The following is a 23,002-nucleotide window of genomic DNA, read 5'->3' on the forward strand; positions in this document are numbered from 1 at the left end:
CGGGCGCCGCTCAATCCTGAGCGGCTTCCTGATCCGTGACGAAGAACGTCTCGGGATCGGCCTGCAGCAGGTGATCGCGTGTGGCGTTGCCGACTTTGAGCACGATCGACGTGCCATCCTGGTGCAGGCGGGCCAGCAGCTTGCCGCGGCAGCGCCACGCCGGCGTGCCGTAGGACGTGCCCTCCTCGACGCCGGGCAAGGCGGCGACCGTTCGCCGGATGGCGGGCAGGGAGAGCTTGCGCTTGGCCATGGCTGGCCCGCAAAGTGCGCCGTCGCGCCGCGTGGTGGAAGCGCGAATTGGGGGAAGAGAGAAATGGCAACCGCTTCGGCCGTTCCGGTTCCGGCATCGCATCTCGACGTTGCGCGCGACGCCGAGCCCGCGACGCGGGCCGCCAATGCGGCGATGGCCGCCCGGCTGCCGTTCGGCGAGACGGCGGATTTCGAGGCGGCCCGGCGCGGCCTGATCGCGCCGGTGCCCGAGGGCCTGGTGCGCACGGGCAGCGGCACCGTCCTGTGGAACCTCGGCGAATACGCCTTCATCGATGGTGAGCTGGCACCGGCCACGGTCAATCCCAGCCTGTGGCGCCTGGCGCGGCTGAACCTCGCCAACGGCCTGTTCAAGGTCACCGACCGCCTCTACCAGCTGCGCGGCTTCGACATCTCCAACATGACGGTGATCGAAGGCGACAGCGGCCTGATCGTCATCGATCCGCTGACGACTGCCGAGGTCGCGCGGGCCGCGCTGGCGCACTACCGGGTGCACTGTGCGGACAAGCCGGTCGTGGCCGTGATCTATACGCACAGCCACGTCGATCATTACGGCGGCGTGCGCGGAGTCGTCGACGACGCCGACGTCAAGGCAGGCAAGGTCCAGGTCATTGCGCCCGATGGCTTCATGGAGGCGGTGTCGGGCGAGAACGTGCTCGCCGGCATGCCGATGGCGCGGCGGGCGCAGTTCCAGTTCGGCTCCATGCTGCCGCGCGGCCCGCGCGGACAGGTCGATGCCGGCCTGGGCAAGGGAGTGGCCCGCGGCACGGTCGGGCTGATCGCGCCCACGCTCAGCATCGTCCGGCCGGTCGAGGAGCATGCGATCGACGGCATCCGCATCGTCTTCCAGCTCGCGCCGGAGACCGAGGCGCCGGCCGAGATGCACATGTTCTATCCCGAGCTTCGGGTGCTCAACATGGCGGAGAACGCCTGCCCGCTGCTGCACAATTTCATCCCGCTGCGCGGCGCCGTGGCGCGCGATCCGCGGATCTGGGCGAAGTACATCGGCGACGCCATCGCCCTCTACGGCGCCGACACCGACATCCTGATCGGTCAGCACCATTGGCCGACCTGGGGCAGGGAGGCGATCCTCGACCACCTCGAGGCGCAGCGCGATCTCTACAAGCACATTCACGACCAGACATTGCGGTTGATGAACAAGGGCTGGCGGCCGGCCGAGATCGCCGAGGCGATCGACCTGCCGCCGGGCCTCGCCGAACGCTGGTCTGCGCGCGGCTATTACGGCTCGGTCAACCATAACGTGAAGGCGGTCTACCAGCGCTATCTCAGCTGGTACGACGCCAATCCGTGCAACCTCCATCCGCTGCCGCCGGCGCCGGCCGCCCGAAAGTTCGTCGAATACATGGGCGGAGCGGCCGCGGTGATCGCGCGCGCAAGGGCCGACTTCGCCGAGGGCGAGTATCGCTGGGTGGCGCAGGTCATGAAGGAGGTGGTCTATGCCGAGCCCGACAACATCGAGGCGCGCACGCTGTGCGCCGACGCGCTGGAGCAGATGGGCTATCAGGCCGAATCGGCGACGTGGCGCAATGCCTTCCTCTACGGCGCCCAGGAGCTGCGCCACGGCGTGTTCCAGGTGCCGGCGCGCGGACCGGCGATGGGCGCCGACATCCTCGCCGGTCTCAGCACCGACGTCTTCTTCGATCTCCTCGCCATCCGGCTCGACCCGGCCAAGGCGGCCGGCCAATCGATGACGCTCAACTGGCACTTCACCGACCGGGCCGAGAAGCTCGTGCTGACGCTCAAGCATTCGACCCTGACGCACCGCATGAACGAGTGGTCTGCCGCGGCCGCAACATCGATCACGACCACGCGGCAGACGCTCGATTCCATCATCCTGCAGCGCCTGGCGCCGCCCGAGGCGCTGATGTCCGGTGCGCTGAAGATCGAGGGCGATCCCTCGCGGCTAGCGATGCTGTTCGGCATGCTCGATCAACAGATCCGCATGATGTTCGATATTCTGACGCCGGGCGAGGGGCGGAGCTGAGGCGCAACCCTTGACATCCGGCTGTGGCGCCCGTGTGATGGCGGACAACAAAAGACGCTTCAGCGTCTGGTGCACTCAAGGGAGGAGTTGATGTCCAAGGGAAGGTTCACCCGTCTGGTGGGCGGCGTGGTCGCTGTCGCTGCGGCCCTGGGCTTGGCGGTTTCGGCCCAAGCCCAGGAGAAGAAGCTCAAGATCGGCGTCGTCTACGACCTCACCGGCCCGTTGGCCGGCGGCGGCTCGGAGCTGCAGTACATCGGCGCCAAGATCGTGCTCGACCAGTTCGCCAAGACCGGCGTCGAGGGTTACAAGATCGAGGCGGTCTACGCCGACGCCCAAAGCAAGCCCGACGTCGCCATCAACGAGGCGGTACGCCTGGTCGAGCAGGAGAAGGTCGACATGCTGCTGGGCTTCTATTCGTCGGCGCAGTGCGTGCCGGTGGCCGCCCGCGTCGAGCAGCTGAAGAAGTTCATGTGGATCACCACCTGCATCTCTTCCGCCGTGCTCGAGAACCGTAATCTCAAGTACGTCTTCCGCGCCCAGCCGAGCGGCCAGCAGTTCGGCCTGATGACGATGGATTTCATCAACCAGAACGCCAAGGCAAAGCTCGGCAAGGAGCCCAAGGATCTGCGCGTTGCCATCATCCACGAGGACGGCGCCTACGGCGTCGATGTCTCCAAGGGCAACGAGGCCGGCGCCAAGAAGGCGGGCTTCAACGTCGTGCTCAAGGAAGGCTATTCGGCCACCGCGCCCGACCTGTCGGCGCTGGTGACCAAGCTCAAGCGGGCCCGGCCGGACGTGGTCTTCCATACCGGCTACAACCCGGACATCACCTTGCTGCTGCGTCAGGCGCGCGAGCAGGGGTTGAAGTTCCAGGCCCTGGTCGGCCATGGCGCGGGCTACGGCGTGTACGAGAAGCTGAAGGAAGGCCTCGGCACTGACGTCAACTACTTCTTCAACACCGATCCGATCTCGATCTGGCTCACCAATCAGAGCTCGCTCGACCCCAAGCTGCCGCCCGAGATCAAGTATGTCGGCGAGGAGTTCGACAAGGTGAAGCCCGGCGTTGCCATCCGCTCGGCCCATGTCGGCATGGCTGCGTCCAACACCTATCTGTTCCTGACCGACGTGCTGCCGCGCGCCATCAAAAAGTACGGCGGCATCGATTCGGAGGCGTTGCGCAAGGCAGCCCTCGACACCGACCTTCCCGAAGGCGGCACGATGCTGGGCTTCGGCGTCAAGTTCGAGGGCGAGGGCCAGCCGATGGCCGGCCAGAACGACCGCGGCTTCCCGGTGATCATCCAGTACGTCGACGACAAGTCGTACGTGGTATGGCCGAAGAGCCAGGCGCAGCGCGAGGCCGTGCTGCCGCTGCCGGCGGGCACGACCTACAGCAACAAGTAGGCGAACGGCCAGGAAAGTCGCCGCGGTGCTCGTCGTCGAAGGGTTGGTCAAGCGTTTCGGCGGCTTTACGGCCGTCAGCAACGTGTCCTTCAAGGTCGATCAGGGCGAGATTCTCGGACTGATTGGCCCCAATGGATCGGGCAAGAGCACGATCTTCAACATGCTGTCGGGCACGTTTCCGCCGACGGCCGGTTCGATCACCTTCGAAGGGCGGCAAATCTCCGGCCTCGCGCCGCATCGCATCATCAATCGCGGTATCGGGCGTACTTTCCAGATTCCGCGCCCGTTCCGCCGCCTCACGATCTTCGAGAACGTGGCGCTGGCAGGCTTTTACGGGCAGGGCAGCCACAGTCGCGCAAAGGCCGACGAAGCGGCCGCGCGCGCGCTTGCGATGGTCGGCCTGCCGACGGATCGCGCCGCGCCGGTCGATGGTCTGGGAGCCGCAGGCCTGAAGAAGCTCGAGCTTGCCAAGGCACTCGCCACGAGCCCCAAGCTGCTGCTGGCGGACGAGAGCCTGGGGGGGCTGGACGAGGCCGAGATGGACCAGGCGGCCGACATGCTGCGCAAGATCCGCGACGAGCTCGGCATCACCATCATCTGGGTCGAGCACATCATGGGCGTGCTGATGCGCGTGGTCGACCGCGTCATGGTGCTCGATCACGGCGAGAAGATCAGCGAGGGCTTGCCGAGCGCAGTGTCCAACGATCCGCGGGTGATCGAGGTTTATCTCGGCACCGACGCCCAGGCGACCCAGGAAGCGGCCGCGGCCGAGCGGCGGCGCTGACATGGCCGACACAACCATGCTCGCGCTCGACAAGGTCGATGCCGGCTACGGCAGCTTCCAGGCGCTGTTCGGTGTCAGCCTCGACGTCAGGGCGGGCGAGGCGGTCGGCGTGATCGGCCCCAACGGCGCCGGCAAGACCACCCTGATGCGGGTTATCTCGGGCCTGATCCGGCCGACCCGGGGCAGCATCGCCATGGAAGGGACCGACGTGGTCGCGACCGCGGCCCATCGCATCGTCAGCCTCGGCATCGCCCATGTTCCCGAGAACCGGCGGCTGTTTCCGCGGCTGACCGTCGAGGACAATCTCAAGATGGGGGCGTTCATCCCCGAAGCACGGCGCAAGTTCGCCGAGCGCCTCGAGGTGGTGTTCACTTTGTTCCCCCGCCTCAAGGAGCGGCGCAGTCAGCTCGCCGGCACGATGTCGGGCGGCGAGCAGCAGATGTGCGCGATCGGTCGCGCCCTGATGAGCGATCCCAAGCTGCTGCTGCTCGACGAGCCCTCGGCTGGTCTGGCACCTGTAGTCGTGCAGCAGGTGTTCGAGCTGGTCAAGCGCATCCGCGCGGGCGGGCTGACGGTGCTGATCGTCGAGCAGAACGTCCAGCAGGTGCTGCGCGTCGTTGACCGCGCCTACCTGCTCGAGGCCGGCACCATCCGCGCCACGGGAACCGCCGCCGAGATGATGGCAAGCGACACCATCAAGCAGGCCTATCTTGGTGTTTGACTAATGGACTCATTCCTCGAGCTCTTCGACATCTACCTCATCGAGGCGATGATCAACGGCATCCTGCTGGGCGGCTTGCTGGCGCTGCTGGCGCTCGGTCTCAACCTCATCTTCGGCGTCATCGACGTCACCTGGATCTGCTACGCCGAGCTGGTGATGATCGGCATGTACGGCATGTACTGGCTCGTCCAGTACTACGGCGTGTCGTATTACCTTGCGGCACCCGTGGCGATCGCGCTTGTGGCGGTCCTGGGCGCGCTGCTGCATTTTCTGGTGATCGAGCCGTTGCTGTCGGGGCCGCCGATCAACCAGCTGCTTGCCACCGGCGGCGTGCTGTTCGTCCTGCAGAGCTTCGCCACCGTGGCGTTCGGCATCGACTTCCGCAACCTCGGCATCCGCCTGCCGGTGCTGGCGTTCGGCGAGATGCACTTCAGCTACTCGCGCCTCCTCGCCTTCGGCGCCGCCGCCATCGGCATGATCGTGGTCTACCTCTTCATGAAGCGGACCTATGTCGGCACCGCCATCCGCGCCATCGCCCAGGACCGCCAGATCATGGCCCTGATGGGCGTCGACACGCGGCGCATCTATCTCATCACCTCGGCGCTGGGCGGCGCCCTGGCCGGCCTCGCGGCCTGCCTGCTGGTGCTGCAGTACGACGTCCATCCCTTCGTCGGCCTGTCGTTCGGCCCGATCACCTTCCTGATCTGCGTGCTGGGTGGGCTGGGCAATTTCGTCGGCGGCTTCGCCGCCTCCTTCCTGTTCGCCCAGATCATCTCCCTGGGCGGCCTGTTCTCCGATCTCGAATGGGGCTACGTGCTGGCCTTCGCCTTCTTCATCCTGATGATGTTCATCCGCCCGGCCGGCCTGCTGGCGAGGCGCCAGTGAAGAGGGTCCCGTGAACCAGCGCACGATCGTCTACGCGGTTCTCGGCCTGGCGCTGATTGCGCTGCCGTTCGTCTATCGCGACCCCTATCCGCTGCACATCATCATCCTGATCCTGATCTGGTCGTTCGCCTACACGTCGTGGTCGATGATGGGGCGCTTCGGTCTGGTCTCGCTGGGGCATGGCGGCTTCATGGGCATCGGCGCCTATGTCACGGCGCTGATGTGGAACCATCTCGGTGTCACGCCGTGGATCGGCATCCCGATCGCGCTCGTCTGCGCCGGCGCGCTGGCGCTGGTCGTCGCCTATCCGTGCTTTCGCTTCCGCATCACCGGCCATTACTTCGTGCTGGTGACGCTTGCCCTGTCGGGCATCGTGCTGCAGGTCATCACGGCGACACGCGACTACACCGGCGGGTCGCTCGGCTACACCCCCGAGCGCACCAAGGGTAACCACATCCTGGCCCTGCAATTCGACGACAAGACGACCTGGTACCTGATCGCGCTCGGTGTCTGGGCGGCCGGCCTGGTGATCTGGCACCTGGTCGACCGCAGCATGGCACGCTACGCGCTGGAGGCGATCTCGGAGGACGAGGACGCCGCCGCCGCGGCCGGCGTCAACGTCACCTTCGAGAAGCTTCGCATCACCGTCATCAGCGCTCTCATGACCGCGCTGGCCGGCGCGCTCTACTGCCAGTACCAGATGTTCATCTCGCCCGACACGGTGAGCGGCATCGCAGTGTCCTTGCAGATGGTATTCGCCGTCGTGGTCGGCGGCATCTATGTCGCTTTGGGGCCGACCGTCGGCGCCATCATCACCATTGCGCTGGCCGAAGGCCTGCGCATCGGCTTCGGCACCAAGGCCGTCGGCTGGGATAATCTAGTCTACGGTGTGCTGCTGGTGCTGTTCATCATCTTCCTGCCGAAGGGCGTCCTGGGCAGCCTGATCGAGCGCTTCACCGCCCGGCGCTGATCTCCGCAGCGCGGCAATGCCGAGTGGCGCGCTGCGGCCACGCACCTCGAGTGTCGGCAAGGGCTCGGCACGCAAATCGGCCGGCAAACGAGTCTGCTGCAACAGATCGGCCGACACCAGGACGTCTCGGCCCATGGCCTTGGTCGCGTCGAGCAGCCGCGCTGTCGTATTCAGGGTGTCGCCGACATAGGCGATCTCGCGACGCACGTCGCCTATTTCGCCGGCGACGATCTCGCCGCAGTGCAGGGCGGCGCGAAACGTCGGCACGACGCCGAAGCGCGCCCGGTACTGCTCACGGTTGCCCGCGATGATATCCCGGACGATGAACGGGCAGGCAAGACAGGCGCCGTCGGCCAGCGCACGATCGACCGGCCAGGTCAGGATCGCCTCGTCGCCGACATACTTGTGGATCTCGGCGTCGCACTCCAACGCAGCGTCGGAGATATCGCGGAGGAACCAGTTCAACAGCTCGTGGAAGCGGATCGGTCCGAGCCGCTCGGCCAGGCCGGTCGAATTGCGCATATCGATCAGCAGGAACACGCGCTGCTCGCGCCGCGGCTGGACGTAGCGCCCGGTCAGTAGGTTCTCGAGCGTGGCGAAACCCAACAGCCCACCTATCTCGACGATCAGGTTGCCAACCAGGGACATTGCCACGGCAAAGACCAGCGAGCTGCCGAAGACCGCGTCGAGGCTGATCTCTCGATCTGCAGTCCACGCCGCGATCCAGCGCGACATGAGCAGGCCGAAGACGATCACGAGGAGATAGAAGACGACCTTGATCGCGAAGTAGAGCGCGAGCGGCAGACGGCGCAGCCGACGCAGAGGGCCGCCACGCGCGCGCCGCGCCTCGACGATGCTGATCGGCGTGGCAATCAGCAGCGAGGTCAGCACACCCAGCAGGATCGCGCGCACGGGGTGCTCGTCGTCCGGCGCAATGGCGAGGCCGAAATAGCCGCTGATCACGGCGCTGGCCATGCCGATCCACAGCACGATCCGCCATTCGCGACGCCCGCGGCGTGTGAGCTTCATGCGGCGCGCCGACCGAGCGCCCGCACGAAGGTCGTATGGTCGACATTGCCGCCTGAGCAGACGACAGCGATGGCGCGTCCCTTCACCGGCAGCTTGCTGGTGAGCGCCGCCGCCAGGGCAACCGCGCCGCCCGGCTCGAGCACCAGCTTGAACTCGCGGAAGGCAAGCTCCATGGCGTCGAGCACCTCGTCGTCGCTGACGACCAGGCCGGGGCCAAGCAGCCGTTGCGCCAACGGGAAGGTGACGTCACCCGGGGTCGGCGCCAGCAATGCATCGCAGATCGAGCCCGAGAGCCTGGCGTTGGTCTGCCTGGCTCCCGCCGCCAGCGAGCGCGCCAGGTCGTCGAAGCCGGCCGGCTCGCCGGCATGGACGCTGGTCGTGGGGCTCAGTCCCTTGACCGCGAGCGCGATCCCCGTCGACAGCCCGCCGCCCGAGCACGGGGCCGCCACGGCATCGAGCGTCACGCCGGCGTCGCGTGCCTGCTCGACGATCTCGAGGCCCGCCGTGCCCTGGCCGGTCAGGATCCACGGATGATCGTAGGGCGGCACGATGGTGGCGCCGGTCTTGCGGGCGATGTCGGTGCCGATCGTCTCGCGACTGTCCTTCACGCGGTCATAGAGCACGATTTCGGCGCCGGAGGCGCGCGTGTTGGCGACCTTGAGCGCCGGCGCATCGGCCGGCATGACGATGGTGGCCTTCATCTTCATGAGGCGCGCGGCTTCGGCGAGCCCCTGGGCATGGTTGCCGGACGACCAGCCGACGGCGCCCCTGGCGCGCTCCTCTGCGCTCATCTGGCTCAGGAAATTGTAGGCGCCGCGCAGCTTGAACGAGCCGGTACGCTGCAGGCATTCGGCCTTGAGGAACAGGCGCCCGCCCAACAGAGCATTGACGCGCGCGTTCTCGAGGAGCGGCGTGCGCAGGGCGATGCCGTCGAGGCGGCGAGCGGCCGCTTGCACGTCGGCCAGGGTTGGCGTTGCGGCAGACTGGGACGAGATCATCAGGAAACACCGAGCAGGGCAGGAAGAAAGGAGAGATCCTCGATCTGGCCGGAAAGCCTTCCGGGCAGGCCGTCGTCTGGCGCACGGGCGCGATTGACCCACACGGTCTGGAAGCCGAAATGCGCCGCGCCGTGCGCATCCCAGCAATTGGACGACAGGAAGCAGACGCGATCGGGCTTCACACCGCAGCGCGCCTCGACGAGGCGATAGACCTTGGGGTCCGGCTTGAACACGCTCACCTCGTCGACGCTCAGCACCGCCTCGAAACGATCGGCAAGGCCGCAAGCGGCCACCATCGGTGCCAGCATCGCGGGATTGCCGTTGGACAGGATGGCGAGCCGCTTGCCGGCGCGCCGCAGGCTCTCGAGCATTGCCTGCACCTCGGGGAACGGGTCGAGCGCCAGGTAGGCTCCCATCAGCGTCTGACGCACGCTCGGGTCGGTGATGCCATGCACGGCGAGGCAGTGGTCGAGCGCCTCGCCTGTCACTTGCCAGAATTCAGCGTAAGCACCCATGCCGTTGCGCAGCCAAGTGTACTGGATCTGCTTGCTGCGCCACAGGTCGGACAAGGTATCGGCGCTTGGACCGATGACGGTACGATGACGGGCAACCGCCGAGTTGAAATCGAACAGCGTGCCGTAGGCATCGAACACGCAGAGCTCGATTCCGGCGAGGGCTCCGCTCATGAATTGCTCCCGATGGGTTTGCTCCCGCCAGATTTGCTCGAGGCGGGCGATGACCGTAGGCTAACAAGCATGTTCATTGCCATCGTTCAAATCCCGATGACCAAGCGCGCCCGCACGGACGCCGTCGCGGCGGCGCGCAAGTCGGCGCCGACCTACACCGCGCTCGGCGCCAAGGGCCTGGTGCGCAAGTACTATCTGAACGGCGACGCCGGTGGCGGCGGTGTGTACCTCTGGGAATCCGAAGCTGCGGCGCGCGCCTGGTACACGCCGGATTGGGAGAAACGCATGGAAGCCGCGTTCGGCGCCAAGCCGACCGTGACCTATTACGACAACCATGTCGTGGTCGACAATGAAAGCCACAAGGTGAGGATCGAAGGCGAGGGTTGACATGGAAAAGCGCAGGTTGGGCCGCACGGGCCTGAATGTCTCGGTGCTGGGCTACGGCGCCGGCGCCGTCGGCGGGCTGTTCACCAAGGGACGGCCGGAAGATCAGGAGCGCGCCGCGGCGCGCGCCATAGAGGCTGGCATCAACTATTTCGACACCGCGGCGCTCTACGGCAACGGCGAATCCGAGCGCAATCTCGGCCGCGTGCTGAAGGCGCTCAAGGCCGATGTCGTGGTCGGCACCAAGGTCAGGCTCGGCACCGAGCATCGCGCCGATATCGGCAAGGGCATTGTCCAGGGCATGGAGGACAGCCTGCGCCGCATGGGACGCGACCATGTCGACCTGTTCCAGCTGCACAATCCTCTGGTTGCCACGGACGGCGGCGACAAGCTCTCGATCGACCTCGCGCTCAACGAGGTCGCGCCGGCGCTCGAGAAGCTTCGGAAGGACGGCAAGACACGCTTCATCGGTTTCAGCGGCGTCGGCGAGACGACGGCGCTGCATCGCGCCATCGATTCGAAGCTCTTCGACACCATCCAGGTCGTCTACAACGCCCTTAACCCCAGCGCCGGCAGCGCCCTGCCCCAGGGTGCGCCGGGGCAGGATTATGGCCGCCTGTTCGACAAGGTGAAGGCGGCCGACATGGGCACGATCATCATCCGCGCGCTGGCCGGCGGCGCCTTGTCGGGCACCATTGATCGCCATCCGCTGGCCATGCAGTCGGTCGACCCGATCGGCTCTGCCCCGAGCTTTAGCGCCGATGTCGCGCGCGCCAAGGAGCTCGATCCGCTGGTCCGCGAAAGCGGCTCGGGCGACCTCACCGAGCTCGCCGAACGCTTCGTGATCGCCCACCCCGCGGTGTCGACCATGCTGGTCGGCTACTCGACCCTCGATCATCTGGAGGCGGCGATCGCTGCGGTGAACAAGGGCCCGCTGCCGGAAGCCGTGCTGAAGCGCATAGGCTAGCTCACCTTCCTCCCAGCAGTGACCCCTATCCTTCCTCATCGCGCCGGACCGAGGCGTGCCAGGGCAGCAGCAGCCTCTCGAGGTAGCCCACGGCCCAGAAGAACAGGATGCCGATGACCGACAGGTAGGCGATGGCTGCGAACTGGCGAGTCACGTTCTGGTCGGTTGCGGCGACGACGATCAGGTAGCCGAGGCCACTGTCGGCGCCGACGAACTCGGCGACGATGGCGCCGATCACGGCAAGGACGCACGCGACCTTCAGGCCGGCGAAGATGCTGGGCAGGGCATTGGGCAGCCGGAAATGCCAGAACACCTGCCACGGGCCGGCGCCCATCGACTGCGCAAGGTACACTGTCTGGAAGTTGAGCGACTTCAGGCCAACTACCGCATTGATGACGATCGGAAAGAACGTCATCAGGGTCACGATGATGACCTTCGGCGTGAGACCGAAGCCGAACCACACCAGGAACAATGGTGCCACGGCGACCTTGGGGATGGTCTGCGTGCCGACGATCAGGGGATAGAAGAGCTTCTCGAAAATCCGCGAGTAGGTGAACATCACCGCGAGCGGCATGGCGATGAGGATCGACACGACGAAGCCCAGCCCGATCTCCCACAGCGTGATCAGCGCATGCTCGCTGAGCAGCCGCCAATGCTTGACCATGTCGAGCACGATGGCGGTCGGCGTGGGCAGCAGGTAGGCGGGGACCTCGAAGGCCTCGACGGCGACCTGCCAGGCGAGGAAAAAGGCGAAGCCGCTGATCAGTGCCCAGGGCGCCTCGAAGCGGCGCAGCGATTTCATCAACGTCATTCCTCGCGCAGGATGCCGATCGATTCGAAGACGCGGCCGATACGACGGCTGTAGTCGAGGAAGCGCGGCGTCTCGCGCATGGCGATGCGGCGCGGTCGCGGCAGCTCGATGTCGACGATCTCCTCGATGCGACCGGGCCGCGGCGACATGATGACGACGCGATCGCTCAGGAACACCGCCTCGCTCACCGAATGAGTGATGAACAGGACGGTCGTCGGGCTCTGCTGCCAGAAGCGCAGCAGGTCGATATTCAGCTGATCGCGGGTCAGGGCATCGAGCGCGCCGAACGGCTCGTCCATCAGCAGCAACGGCGGACTGTGCAGCAATGCGCGGCAGATCGAGGCGCGCTGGCGCATCCCGCCGGACAGCTCGTGCGGGTACATGCCTTCAAACCCTTTGAGGCCGACCAGCTCGACGAGATGCCGGGCGCGCGCTTCGAGCTTCTTGCGATCGAGCCGTCGCAGCTCGGCCTGGATCATCACGTTTTGCAGGATGCTGCGCCATTCCAGCAGGACGTCCTGCTGGAAGACGATGCCGATATCGGTGTAGGGCGCCTCGACCCGCTTGCCCCCGATCGTGATGCTGCCCGTCGAACGCGGCACCAGGCCGGCCAGCAGCATCATCAACGTGCTCTTGCCGCAGCCGCTCGGGCCGACGATCGAGACGAACTCGTTCTCGCGGATCTCCAGATCGACCGTGTCGAGCGCGCGGATGGGGCCGTTGCGCGTCTCGTAGGTCTTGGAGACTTTTTCGATCGTGATGAACATGGCGAGCTGGTCCCTATGCGCTCGTCAACTTATCGATGGTATGCCTCTTCACGTTTTCGAGATGCCCTTCGATCAGCTGCCGGGCGCGCTGGGGGTTGCGCTCCTCGAGCGCCTGCAACAGGGCCAGATGCTCCGCACAACTGTCGTGCAGCCGATTGGGCACGCGGCGGGTCTCGAACATGTGCGTCCGCTGCCGCAATTCCCGTGCTGTCTCGGCCAGGATCGCGTTGCCGGAATGGCGGGCGATCAGGCTGTGGATCGCCTCGTCGGCTTCCCAATCCATGGCGACGGTGACCTCGGTCGCGGATTGCAAGTCGGTGATGAGCTTGCGCGCGGCGGCGATCTCGGTCAGCGGAACTCGCGGGGCGGCAAGGCCGGCCGCCTCGCTCTCCAGGAGCTTGCGCACGTTCAGGACCTCGATGAACTCGCGCATGCTGAGCTGGCGGACGATCAGGTAGCGGCTCAGCTTGCGTTCGACCAGGCCCTTGCTCTCCAGGCGTGTCAGCGCCTCGCGCATGGGGGTACGCGAGACCCCGAGCCGCTGCGCCAGCCTGCGCTCCTGCAGCGGCGTTCCGCCGGGCAATTCACCGGACAGCATCAGGCCGAGCAGCTTCTCGTAAGCGAGGCTGCTCAAGCTGGGGCCGGTGTCGTCGTCGAGCGCGAAGGCCTCGGCGTTGCTCATGCCATTCTCCCCAGAAGGCGTTGCGTCGCGTTTTCCGTCAGACCGACCGCGGCCGCAAGCTTCCAGCCGTTGCGCTTCAAGGGGTGCGCTGCGCGGTCGAGCTCAGCGTTCACCAGCTGCCCGAGAGCGTCAGCGGTCGGTCGTTTGCCCTCGATCGCGCGTTCGGCTGCGGTTGCCCGCCATGGCACCGGGGCAAGCCCTCCCAGCACGATGCGCAGGTCCCGCCACGATCCATCGCCATCGTCGCGATAGGACAGCGCACAAGAGGCAATGGCAAAATCGCCCTCCCACAAGGCGAGCTTCTCGAAGCCGAGCCGGCGGCGTGCGGCGGTGGCGGGGATCCGCACTTCCACCAACACCTCTTCCGGACCCAGTTGGGTCTCTCCCGGTCCGCAATAGAGCGCCGCCAAGGTCAGGGTGCGGCGGCCGAAGCGACCGGCGACCGTCACCTCGGCATCGAGGGCGATGAGAGCCGCAGCGAGGTCGGAAGGCGTCACCGCCTGACAGCGATGGCCGCCGATGACGGCATGATGAAAGCGATGGTCGCCGGCGATGGCATAGCAGGGCGCCGCCAGCCCGGCGCGCTTGTAGCAATTGAAGCCGTTGCGATAAAACCAGCAACGCTTGCCCTGCAGCAGGTTGCCGCCGACCGTCGCCATGGCGCGGATCTGGGTCGAAGCGATGGTGGCGATGGTGGGCGCGAGTATCGGCAAGGCCTTGGCCAGCGCCGCCAGGGTCGTTGCCGCGCCGATTGCCACCGTCCCGTCCGGCTCGACGCGCACGTCCTGCATCTCGGCAATCTCGATCAGCGAAGCGAAGTGGGTGCCGTGGACGACGCCCTGCTGGCGACCCGGCAGAACGTCGGTGCCGCCGGCCAGCGGCACACCACCGCTCTGCAGTGAGGCAACGGCGGCCGCGACGGTCGTTGGCGTGTCGACGCGCCTGATCGGTTGCGACGTTGTCGGCATGGCATGGCGCAGCTGCCTGTCGTGCAGCAGCTTGAGAAGACCGAGTGGATAGAGCCAGCGGACGAAAGCGATCCACCAGCGTGTCGGCCGCCGCCACAGCCGATGATCGCGTCTACGGCCCGCCTTCATCTCGAGCGCCGTCACGATCTTGTCCGGCGTGATCGGCAACTCGGCAATGCGCACGCCGGTTGCATCGTAGACGGCGTTGGCGATGGCAGGCGAGGGCGGCGTGTTGCAGAGCTCGCCGATACCCTTGGCGCCGTGCGGCCCCTTGGGATCACCACCCTCGATCAGCATCGTGCGAATGCGTGGCAGGTCGGCGGCGCGCATCATGGCGTAATTGATCAGGGCGGGATTTACCGCGCGGCCCCGTTCGTGGATCATTTCCTCGCCGAACGCCGCGCCCCCACCCATCTGGACGCCGCCGGCGATCTGGCCGTGCACCATCACCGGATTGAGCGCGGTGCCGATGTCGTGTGCGGCGGCGTAGTCGACGATGCGCAGCTTGCCTGTCTTGAGGTCGACCTCGACCTCGGCCGCATGGGCGGCAAACGAGTACGTGGCGGAGAAATTGCCCTGTCCATTCTCGTCGAGCAGCTGCGCCGTCTCGTCGACATAGGAGACTTCGGTGCTGAGCACGCCGTTGGCTGTCTCGGGGTGCATTGCGACCAGCTCGCCGATCGGTAAGCGACCCGAGTCGGCGAGGGCATGGCCATCCTCGAAGCGGATCGGCTGATTGCCCAGCACGCGCGTGGCGACGCTGGTCAGCCGCTCGACGATCGCCTCGCACGCCTTGAGGACGGCGTGTCCCGAATAATAGGTGCCGCGCGTGCCCCAGGCCCCGAGGTCGTAGGGCGTCTGGTCGCTCTCGATCGAGATGATGCGTACGCGCTCGAGCGGCAGGCCGAGATTGTGGGCAACGATCTGCGTCAGGATCGTGCGCTGCCCGGTTCCGGTGTCGGCGCCGCCGAAGCGGATGAGTGCGTTGCCGTCGGTATCGAGATCGATAACGCTGTCGTTGCGATTGGAGCCGGGAAAGGCATAGGTGCCCGACGAATGGAAGCCGCAGGCGACGCCCAAGCCGCGGCCGGGCCGGCGCTGCTGCTTCTTGGCGTCCCAGTCCAGCGCTTTTCGCACGGCATCGAGGCATTCCGCGAGCCGCGCGGTCTGGATGCGCGCGCCCTGGATCGTTTGCGTCGCCGGCAGGTTGGCGTTGCGCAGTCGAAGGTCTATCGGATCGATGCCGAGCTTCTCGGCCAGGTCGTCCATCAGCGATTCGAGGGCATACACTGCCTGCGTCGTGCCGTAGCCGCGGAACTGGCCACCGGGCTGCTTGCAGGTATCGATGAGCCGAGCGTCGACCGACACCGCCTCGGCGCGATAGAGCGTTCCGAGCGCCTTCGGCCCGGACGACATCACGCTCCAACCCGAGTGAACATAGGCGCCGTTGTCGACCTCGATCGTGCTCTCGATGCCGCGCACCAGGCCGGCCTGGTCGGCATGCAGGGCGAGATCGACGCGCCAGCCGTGGCGCGTCTTGGTCACGGCGAATTCCTCGCCTCGCGTGAGCGCGATGCGAACCGGACGGCGGGCCTCGCGCGCCAGCACGGCGGTAATCGCCTCGTGCTCGCCGATGCGCGACTTGCTGCCGAAGGCGCCGCCGATCCCGATCTCGTGCAGGATCACGTCGCTTTGGTCGAGCTGCAGCAAGCCCGCCATTTCGCGGGCGACGAAATAGGGAGCCTGCGTGCCGGTCCACAGGTGCAACTTGCCATCCCGCCAGTGGGCGACCGTGGCGTTGGTTTCCATGCAGACATGTGTCTGCGGCGGAAACCAGTAGCGGCCGCGAACCTCTGCCGGCGAGGCTGCGCGCGCCGTCGCCATGTCACCCCAGTGCCGTTCCATCACAAGGGCGACATTGGGCAGTCTTGTCGGTCGCTCGTGCAAGGTCGGGGCATCGTGCTCCAGCGCCTTGTCGATGGTGAAGGCGGCCGGCAGCGGCTGGTAGACGACGTCGATGCAGGCGAGGGCTGCCTCCGCCTGCTCGACGGTCTCGGCGGCAACGGCGGCAACCTCCTGGCCGACGAAGCGTACGACGTCGACGGCGAAGGGCGTGCGATCGCGCGCGCCGTCGTGCACGTAGTGTGCGCCGGTGGGAAAATCGTTTGCCGTCACGACAGCGTGGACACCCGGCATGCCGCGCGCCCGGTTGGTGTCGACCGAGATGAGGCGGGCATGGGCATGCGGCGAGCGCAGGATGTGGCCGATCAGCAGGCCTTCTAGCGCGACGTCGCCGATATAGCCGAAGCGCCCCGAGGTGATCTTCTCCCAATCGAGCGGGCGCACGCTGCGACCGAGCACGGCGAGGCTCATGCCGCCTCCCGTGCCGTGCGCCGCTTCTCCGACGTAGCCCAGATCGCATCGATGATGCCGTTGTAGCCGGTGCAGCGGCAGATATTGCCCGACATTTCGTAGCGGATGAGCGGCTCCGCCTCGGTACGGGTCGCCGGAAGGCCGGCGCGCAGCAACGCTGCCGCCCGCACGAGCTGGCCCGAGGTGCAGAAGCCGCACTGGAAGCCGCCCAGGTCGGCGAACGCCTCGCGCAGGTCACGGAACTCCTCGGTCAGACCTTCGACCGTTGTCACTTCGCCGCGCACCCGCACGGCCAGGGTCAGACAAGCCATCACGGGCACGCCGTCGACCAGGACGGTGCAGGCCCCGCATTCGCCGCGGCCGCAGGCTTCCTTTGCCCCCTTCAGGCCGAGGCCGGACCGCAATGCGGACAGCAAGGTTGCCCCGACGGGAAGGTCCAGGTCTTGCGGCGCTCCGTTAACCCTCAAAATCACGATTTTTCGCTCTCCGGATGACTCTCGACGCAATCCAAGGCATGGTATGCCAATTGCATTCCAAATCCATGCCAAATGACGCCAAGATCGGATGGGGCCGGTCGGTGCGGGCAAAATTGAACAGGAGGCTTTGGAAATGACTGCAATCAGGAGACGGATGCTGATCGGGGCCGGGCTTGCGGCCGGGGTGGGATTGTCAGGCCGGGCGATGGCCCAGACACAAGCGGCGACGCTGAGGCTCGATTGGACGCCGTCGGGCTACCACGCCCCGTACTTCCTCGCGCTCGCCAAGGGCTACTACAAGGAGCAGGGCATCGACCTGCAGATCTTCGACGGCAAGGGCAGCCTGTCGACCCTGACCGCGATCTCGGAGGGCGCCGATACGATCGGCATCGCGAGTCTCGCCACCATGTCGCTCGGCGTGTCGCAAGGGCGCCAGTTGATTGCCATCGGCGGCATGATCGAGACCATGCCCGACGGCATCATCTCGCTGAAGGGCTCGGGCATCACCAAGCCAAAGGACGTCGAGGGCAAGACCTGGGGATACAATCCGGACGACTACTCGACGAAGCTGTTCCCGGCTTTCGCCGCGGCGGCTGGCATCGACGAGTCCAGGGTGAAGAAGGTCCAGCTAAGCCACGCCGTGGTGCACACCTCGCTGCTGACCGGCAAGATCGACTTCATGATCGGCTGGGAATTCACCGATGCTTTGCGCGTCGCCCGCCAGAAGCCGATCGAGCCGCCAATCAGGTATGCCGACTATGGCGTCAACATGCTGGGCGGCGGCATCTTCGTGCACAAGAAGACGGCAGCAGAGAAGGGGCCCCTTCTCAAAGGCTTTCTCGCCGCCACTGCCAAGGGTTTCGACGAGGCCCTGAAGAATCCGGAACCGGCCGTCGAGGCACTGGCCGCGGCACGTCCCGGTGCCGACAAGGAATTGCTGCTCGAGCAGCTCAAGCGGACGCCAGCGTACCTTCACACGAAGAGCACCGCGGGCAAACCGTTTGGCTACATGGCCGCCGAGGATTGGGAAACAACGCTCAAGTTCATGAAGCAGGCTTTCGAGTTCAAGACTGACGTGAAGGCGAGCGAGGTCTATACGAACGAGTTCGTGCCCAAGCAGTAGCCGACAGGGTCATTCATCATGCAAGACGTTCGTTGGCCCGAGGAGGGCGTCCGCCGCATTCCTTTCGCGGTCTATTCGACGCCCGAGGTCTACGAACGCGAGCAACGTGCGATCTTCAAGGGACCGATCTGGCACTTCCTCGGTCTCGAAGCGCAGATCCCCGACACCGGCTGCTACGTGCTGGCGCAGGTCGGCGACACGCCGGTCATCGTTGTGCGCGAGGCGAGCGGGAAGGTGAACGCGCTGGTCAATCGCTGCTCGCACAAAGGAACGCCGCTCGCCTACACGCCCTCGGGCAAGGTGAGCCGCTTCCTCTGCATCTATCACAACTGGTGCTTCGGGCTGAACGGCCAGATGATCTCGGCCGCCTTCGAACGCGGCGTCGCCGGCAAGGGCGGCATGGCCGCGACGTTCAAGAAAGAGGAGAACGGGCTTGCGCGGTTGCGCGTGCATACGATCAACGGCCTGATCTTCGGCACGCTCAACGACGAAACCCCATCCTTCGAGGACTATGTCGGCGCCGACCTGATCGCCAACATCAAGCGGGTGTGCGGCAAGCCGATCCGCATTCTGGGACAGTACAGCCAGAAACTGCCGTCCAACTGGAAGCTCTACATCGAGAACGTCAAGGACCCCTACCACGCCTCGATCCTGCACGCCTTCAACGGCGTCATGAAGCAGGACCGCCTGACCATGGAGGGCGGCATCGTCATGGGCGCGCGCGGCTGGTCGCACATCAGCTACTCCAAGATGAGCACCGACCAGGGCGATGCGGTCTACAAGAGCAAGGAACTGCGCTCGGGCGAACTCACCGCCTACGGCCAAGGGCTGCGCGACACGTCGATGACCGACACCTGGGACGACTTCGGCGATGGTGTGTCGATGACCATCCAGACCATCTTCCCCAACTTCGTGCTCCAGCAGCTGCGCAACTGCCTGGCGGTGCGCACGATCGTGCCGAAAGGCACGCACGAATCGGAGCTGCGCTGGATTGCCTTCGGCTACCAGGACGACGACCAGCGCAAGCTGAACGGCCGGCTCAAGCAGTCCAACATGATGGGCCCGGCCGGCCTTATCGCCATGGAAGACGGGATGATCGGTGGCTTGGTGCAGCGCGGCATCGCCGGCGATCTCGACAAGGCGGCGGTCGTCGAGATGGGTGGCCACGGCATCGAACCGATTCCCGGATCGCGCGCCTCCGAAGGCAGCGTGCGCGGATTCTGGACCGGCTATCGCGCGTTGATGGGTCTCTAGGCATGGTGAGCGAAAGCGAGGCGCGTCGTCTGCTGGTCGACTACGCCTACACGATCGACGACGGAGCGCTCGGCGACTGGCCGAGGTTCTTCACCGATCCCTGCCTCTACCGCATCACCACGCGGCAGAACGAGGAGGCAGGGATGCCGCTCTCGATCATGCTGTGTGACAATCAGGCGATGCTCTACGACCGGGTGGAAGCGATCGAGAAGGCCAATATCTTCGAGCCGCACTACTATCGCCACATCCTGTCGGATTCGCGCACGATCGCGCGCGAGGGCGGGATGCTGAAGCAGGAGACGAGCTTCGCCTGCGTGCGCACCATGCTCGACGGCCGTATGACCTTGTTCGCCGCCGGCCGCTACGTCGACGAGATCGTTGCCGCCAACGGCGGCTGCCTGTTCCGCTCGCGCACCGTGGTGCTCGATTCTTCTCAGGTCGATACGCTGATCGCGATCCCGCTATGAGCGTCCTGACGGCCAAGAACCGCGAGCGCCTGCGCCTGGTTTCGGTATCGACTCTGACGACCTGCCTCTATCGCGCTGGCATCACGCGCGTCTGCCCGGTTGGCATCGCACCGCTGGCCAGGACGCAGCCCCGCATGGTGGGCGAAGCCTACACGCTGCGCTTTGTGCCGATGCGCGAGGATACCAGCGACGCCGCGAGCTACGGCACGCCCGCCAACCTGCACCAGCGTGCCTTCGAGGAATGCCCGGCCGGCCATGTGCTGGTGATGGACACGCGGAACGAACTGCGCGGCTGTTCGTGCGGCGATCTGCTGATCGGCCGCCTGAAGGCACGCGGCTGCGCCGGCATCGTGACCGACGGCGGGTTCCGCGACACGCCCGACATCGTCGCGCTCGACTTCCCAGCCTATCAACGCCAAGCCGTGCCGCCGCCGAGCTTCGGCTACCTGCAGGCGGCCGAAGCGCAGGTGCCGATCGGCTGCGCCGACATCGCGGTCTATCCCGGCGACGTCGTCGTGGGCGATGCCGACGGCATCGTCATCATCCCCGCCCGCCTCGCCAACCAGATCGCCCAGCAGGCCTGGGAGCAGACCGAATACGAGACCTTCGCCTCCGAAGAGGTCGCTCGCGGCCGCAGCGTGATCGGCCTCTATCCGCCGACGGACGCTTCGCGCGCCGACTTCGACGCGTGGAAGAAGGGACGCGGCGGGGTAACGTAGTCCCAAGTTGCAGTGCGTATACAAAATCGCTGTCATCCCGAGCGCAGCGAGGGATCTTTGATGCTGCAACAAAGATCCCTCGCTGCGCTCGGGATGACGGAGTTGTCGTCACAACTGCGGCACGTCTTTGCTACAGGAGCTCAGGAGCGACCTGTAGCCGGCGGGACGGTCCGCACCGAGCCGTTCAGCCGATCGCGATACACCACCACGGCTTCCATGATGTACTGAACGTAGTTGCGAGTCTCGCGGAACGGGATCGATTCGATCCAGTCGACCATGTCGATCTTGCCGTTGCGCGGGTCGCCCATCGTTTCCAGCCAACGCGCGACGCGATTAGGGCCGGCATTGTAGGAAGCCAGCGCGAGCTCGTAGGAGCCGCCGAAGCGCTTCAGCATGTCGGCGAGGTACTGAGTGCCGAGCTGCACGTTGTACGCCGGATCGCGCGTGAGGTTTTCCTGGATGAACGGAATCTTCAACTTGCCGGCGACATCGCGCGCCGTGCTGGGCAGAAGCTGCATCAGCCCGAGCGCACCCGACGACGAGACGGCGGCCGCGTTGAAGGCACTTTCCTGCTTCGTCAGCGCCAGCGCCAGTGCCCGCTCGATCGAGCCGGTCTGGCCGAGATCGACCACCGGGAACGCGGCATCGAACAGCACCACGCCGTTCTCGTTGCCGCGCGCCGCGATGGTCAGCGCAACGTCGGGTCGCTTGAGCGCGAGCGCGAGTTGCGACAGCAGCGCGGTCTCGCCCGGCGCCGTGATCATGCGTGCGAGGCGCAGCAGGAAGGGGCGCGCCCGATCGTGGTCGCCGGCCTGTCCGAGATGGCGGGCCACCACGACGAGCTCGCGGCCGGCGAACGCCTGGTCCTCGGCCGGCGTTGCCACCGGATCGCTCGGCAGCCGGGCCGAACCGGCCGGCAGCTTGCGCGCCGCCAACTGGCCGTAGAAGGTCTGGCCGAAGGAAGCGGCGCGGCCGTACCAGTCGTTGGCTTCCTTGCTGCGATTTGCTGCCTCGTGCGCGCGGCCCAGCCAATAGGCGCCGCGGCTGCGTGAGCGGTCGGTGCTGACGCCGTCGTACAGAGTCTGGAAATGCTTCAGCGCATCGGCCGGGCGCTTGAGATGACGCAAGGCGATCCAGCCGGCCAGGAACTCGGCCTCGGCGAAGGCGACGCCCTTCGTGAAGCCGTGCGGCACCGTGAGCGCGTAGGCGTCGCCGGCGCGGCCTGTCGCCAGCAGCTCGCGCGCGACCTGGTTGCGCTCGTTCCACCACGCGTCCGTTTGAGGAACGGTTGGCGCCATCAGCAGCGGCTTGGCCGCATCGGGATTGCCGGTCCGGCGCAGCCATTGCAGGCGCTCCAGGGCGACCGCCGGATCGTTGAAGCGCGCTGCAGGCAAGGCCAGGACGCGCCTGGACGCGTCGGCCGCCTTCGTTGCCATGGCGAGCCGCGCTTCGGCCACCGGCTGATAGTCGGGCGGCAGCTTGGGCACCAGATCGCGCGCCACCTGGTCGCGGCCGCTGCGCAGGATGCGATCGAACCGGGCGACGTAGTCGGGTCCCTTGAGGAACTGGCTGTAGCGATTGAGGAACTCGTTTTCGTCGGCGCTGCGGAAGGTCGCCGTCTGCCAGCTGTCGCTGGCGAAACGCGGCACATCGCCCGGGCTCGCCTTCTGCGCCGCTTCGAGCCGGCGCATATGGCCGCTGCTGGTGAGCGGGGGGAAGGCCGTGAAGTACCGCACGACCTCGCCCGGCGAGTGCTCGGGGCCGATTCTGTCCTCGGCCTGGCGGCGCAGCACCTCGGGCTCCGGCCAGTTGGGGTTCTCGCGCAGGAAGCGCCAAGTCGCCGGGAAGGTGGCCTCGGTCCTGGGCGCGGCGCGCAGGATGCTCCAGTCGACGTAGCGCGCCAGCAGCGAATTGCCGAAATTGGCCACCATCGCCCGGGCATCGCCGTAGCGACCCTGGTCGATCGCCTTGAGGGCGGCTGCGAAGGAGGCCGCCTCCGCGTCGGTCAACGGTTTGTAGGGGCCGATTGCCGGCGCCGCGGTGCCGGGTCCGGGGGTCGCGACCGGAGCGCCGGTGTCGGTTGGGGCCGGGCTGGTTTGTGCCGGCTTGTCGCCTGGTCCGCGGCGCACGCCGGCATCCGGCGCACCCTGCTGGGCGAGCGTTGGCGCGGCGGCCAGGACGGCAGCTGCCAAGATGAGGGGGTGTCGAAATATTCTCACACTAGGAATCGTAGTCAGAGAGATACGGCATCACAATGGCAAGCCT

At 66.4% G+C, this 23,002-nt stretch carries 22 protein-coding genes; 12 read left to right on the forward strand and 10 right to left on the reverse strand.

The annotated features are described in order from the left end of the window. Window positions 1–10: 10 nt before the first annotated feature. On the reverse strand, window positions 11–250 hold the full coding sequence (locus tag ACILR9_RS08885; protein ID WP_395709551.1) for an MmcQ/YjbR family DNA-binding protein: 240 nt from the start codon (window positions 248–250) through the stop codon (window positions 11–13). Between the two features lie 63 nt (window positions 251–313). Here ACILR9_RS08885 and ACILR9_RS08890 point away from each other — a divergent pair, with 63 nt between their 5' ends. The 6 genes from ACILR9_RS08890 (at window position 314) to ACILR9_RS08915 (ending at window position 7,033) form a co-directional block, all read left to right on the forward strand. After that, window positions 314–2,272, forward strand: a complete 1,959-nt coding sequence (locus ACILR9_RS08890) for an alkyl/aryl-sulfatase (RefSeq protein WP_395709552.1) — start codon at window positions 314–316, stop codon at window positions 2,270–2,272. A gap of 90 nt (window positions 2,273–2,362) precedes the next feature. Then, the gene (locus ACILR9_RS08895) at window positions 2,363–3,673 is read left to right on the forward strand and encodes an ABC transporter substrate-binding protein (RefSeq protein ID WP_395709553.1); all 1,311 of its coding nucleotides are present in this window, start codon (window positions 2,363–2,365) and stop codon (window positions 3,671–3,673) included. A gap of 25 nt (window positions 3,674–3,698) precedes the next feature. Further along, the gene (locus tag ACILR9_RS08900; RefSeq protein WP_395709554.1) at window positions 3,699–4,457 is read left to right on the forward strand and encodes an ABC transporter ATP-binding protein; all 759 of its coding nucleotides are present in this window, start codon (window positions 3,699–3,701) and stop codon (window positions 4,455–4,457) included. A gap of 16 nt (window positions 4,458–4,473) precedes the next feature. After that, window positions 4,474–5,178: an ABC transporter ATP-binding protein gene (locus tag ACILR9_RS08905; protein WP_395709686.1), complete on the forward strand. Its 705-nt coding sequence runs from the start codon at window positions 4,474–4,476 to the stop codon at window positions 5,176–5,178. Window positions 5,179–5,181: 3 nt separating this feature from the next. Continuing rightward, window positions 5,182–6,063: a branched-chain amino acid ABC transporter permease gene (locus ACILR9_RS08910; RefSeq protein WP_395709555.1), complete on the forward strand. Its 882-nt coding sequence runs from the start codon at window positions 5,182–5,184 to the stop codon at window positions 6,061–6,063. A gap of 10 nt (window positions 6,064–6,073) precedes the next feature. Then, window positions 6,074–7,033 (forward strand): branched-chain amino acid ABC transporter permease, encoded by a 960-nt coding sequence (locus tag ACILR9_RS08915; RefSeq protein WP_395709556.1) that lies wholly within the window; start codon window positions 6,074–6,076, stop codon window positions 7,031–7,033. On the opposite strand, the gene ACILR9_RS08920 is transcribed toward ACILR9_RS08915, so the two are convergent. The 3 genes from ACILR9_RS08920 to ACILR9_RS08930 are packed head-to-tail and all read right to left on the reverse strand — an operon-like array spanning window position 6,941 to window position 9,746. Then, the gene (locus ACILR9_RS08920; protein WP_395709557.1) at window positions 6,941–8,062 is read right to left on the reverse strand and encodes an adenylate/guanylate cyclase domain-containing protein; all 1,122 of its coding nucleotides are present in this window, start codon (window positions 8,060–8,062) and stop codon (window positions 6,941–6,943) included. The two genes, ACILR9_RS08915 and ACILR9_RS08920, sit on opposite strands and share 93 nt — an antisense overlap. After that, window positions 8,059–9,060, reverse strand: a complete 1,002-nt coding sequence (locus ACILR9_RS08925; RefSeq protein WP_395709558.1) for a threonine/serine dehydratase — start codon at window positions 9,058–9,060, stop codon at window positions 8,059–8,061. The genes ACILR9_RS08920 and ACILR9_RS08925 overlap by 4 nt, the downstream gene beginning before the upstream one ends. Then, on the reverse strand, window positions 9,060–9,746 hold the full coding sequence (locus tag ACILR9_RS08930) for a haloacid dehalogenase type II (protein WP_395709559.1): 687 nt from the start codon (window positions 9,744–9,746) through the stop codon (window positions 9,060–9,062). Before ACILR9_RS08930 ends, ACILR9_RS08925 begins: the two co-directional genes overlap by 1 nt. A gap of 69 nt (window positions 9,747–9,815) precedes the next feature. On the opposite strand from ACILR9_RS08930, the gene ACILR9_RS08935 reads away from it, so the two are divergent. Together ACILR9_RS08935 and ACILR9_RS08940 are read left to right on the forward strand one after the other, a co-directional pair. Beyond that, entirely contained in the window at window positions 9,816–10,133 is a 318-nt protein-coding gene (locus ACILR9_RS08935; RefSeq protein ID WP_395709560.1) for a monooxygenase, read from the forward strand. 1 nt (window position 10,134) lies between these two features. Further along, complete coding sequence (locus tag ACILR9_RS08940) at window positions 10,135–11,097, forward strand: aldo/keto reductase (protein WP_395709561.1); 963 nt, start codon at window positions 10,135–10,137, stop codon at window positions 11,095–11,097. 25 nt (window positions 11,098–11,122) lie between these two features. Here the strand turns inward: ACILR9_RS08940 and ACILR9_RS08945 are convergent, their stop codons facing one another. The 5 genes from ACILR9_RS08945 to ACILR9_RS08965 are packed head-to-tail and all read right to left on the reverse strand — an operon-like array spanning window position 11,123 to window position 17,171. After that, the gene (locus tag ACILR9_RS08945; RefSeq protein ID WP_395709562.1) at window positions 11,123–11,899 is read right to left on the reverse strand and encodes an ABC transporter permease; all 777 of its coding nucleotides are present in this window, start codon (window positions 11,897–11,899) and stop codon (window positions 11,123–11,125) included. A gap of 5 nt (window positions 11,900–11,904) precedes the next feature. Next, the gene (locus tag ACILR9_RS08950) at window positions 11,905–12,675 is read right to left on the reverse strand and encodes an ABC transporter ATP-binding protein (RefSeq protein ID WP_395709563.1); all 771 of its coding nucleotides are present in this window, start codon (window positions 12,673–12,675) and stop codon (window positions 11,905–11,907) included. A 13-nt stretch (window positions 12,676–12,688) separates the two neighbouring features. Continuing rightward, on the reverse strand, window positions 12,689–13,357 hold the full coding sequence (locus ACILR9_RS08955) for a GntR family transcriptional regulator (protein ID WP_395709564.1): 669 nt from the start codon (window positions 13,355–13,357) through the stop codon (window positions 12,689–12,691). Beyond that, window positions 13,354–16,698, reverse strand: coding sequence for a molybdopterin cofactor-binding domain-containing protein (locus tag ACILR9_RS08960; RefSeq protein ID WP_395709565.1), 3,345 nt, complete (start codon window positions 16,696–16,698; stop codon window positions 13,354–13,356). The genes ACILR9_RS08955 and ACILR9_RS08960 overlap by 4 nt, the downstream gene beginning before the upstream one ends. Beyond that, window positions 16,695–17,171 (reverse strand): (2Fe-2S)-binding protein, encoded by a 477-nt coding sequence (locus ACILR9_RS08965; protein ID WP_395709566.1) that lies wholly within the window; start codon window positions 17,169–17,171, stop codon window positions 16,695–16,697. Before ACILR9_RS08965 ends, ACILR9_RS08960 begins: the two co-directional genes overlap by 4 nt. 136 nt (window positions 17,172–17,307) lie before the next feature. On the opposite strand from ACILR9_RS08965, the gene ACILR9_RS08970 reads away from it, so the two are divergent. From ACILR9_RS08970 to ACILR9_RS08985, 4 genes are read left to right on the forward strand one after another with little or no spacing between them, the layout of a single operon-like run. Next, the gene (locus ACILR9_RS08970) at window positions 17,308–18,297 is read left to right on the forward strand and encodes an ABC transporter substrate-binding protein (RefSeq protein ID WP_395709567.1); all 990 of its coding nucleotides are present in this window, start codon (window positions 17,308–17,310) and stop codon (window positions 18,295–18,297) included. 18 nt (window positions 18,298–18,315) lie between these two features. Next, a complete protein-coding gene (locus ACILR9_RS08975; protein ID WP_395709568.1) occupies window positions 18,316–19,551 on the forward strand; it encodes a Rieske 2Fe-2S domain-containing protein in 1,236 nt (411 codons plus the stop codon). A 2-nt stretch (window positions 19,552–19,553) separates the two neighbouring features. Next, window positions 19,554–20,018 carry an aromatic-ring-hydroxylating dioxygenase subunit beta gene (locus ACILR9_RS08980; protein ID WP_395709569.1) on the forward strand — a complete coding sequence of 155 codons (465 nt, stop codon included), beginning with the start codon at window positions 19,554–19,556 and terminating at the stop codon, window positions 20,016–20,018. Beyond that, the gene (locus ACILR9_RS08985) at window positions 20,015–20,737 is read left to right on the forward strand and encodes a ribonuclease activity regulator RraA (RefSeq protein ID WP_395709570.1); all 723 of its coding nucleotides are present in this window, start codon (window positions 20,015–20,017) and stop codon (window positions 20,735–20,737) included. The genes ACILR9_RS08980 and ACILR9_RS08985 overlap by 4 nt, the downstream gene beginning before the upstream one ends. A 140-nt stretch (window positions 20,738–20,877) precedes the next feature. On the opposite strand, the gene ACILR9_RS08990 is transcribed toward ACILR9_RS08985, so the two are convergent. Next, a complete protein-coding gene (locus ACILR9_RS08990) occupies window positions 20,878–22,929 on the reverse strand; it encodes a transglycosylase SLT domain-containing protein (protein ID WP_395709571.1) in 2,052 nt (683 codons plus the stop codon). Window positions 22,930–23,002 lie beyond the last annotated feature (73 nt).

This window comes from Reyranella sp. (assembly GCF_044224635.1).
Lineage (GTDB): Bacteria > Pseudomonadota > Alphaproteobacteria > Reyranellales > Reyranellaceae > Reyranella.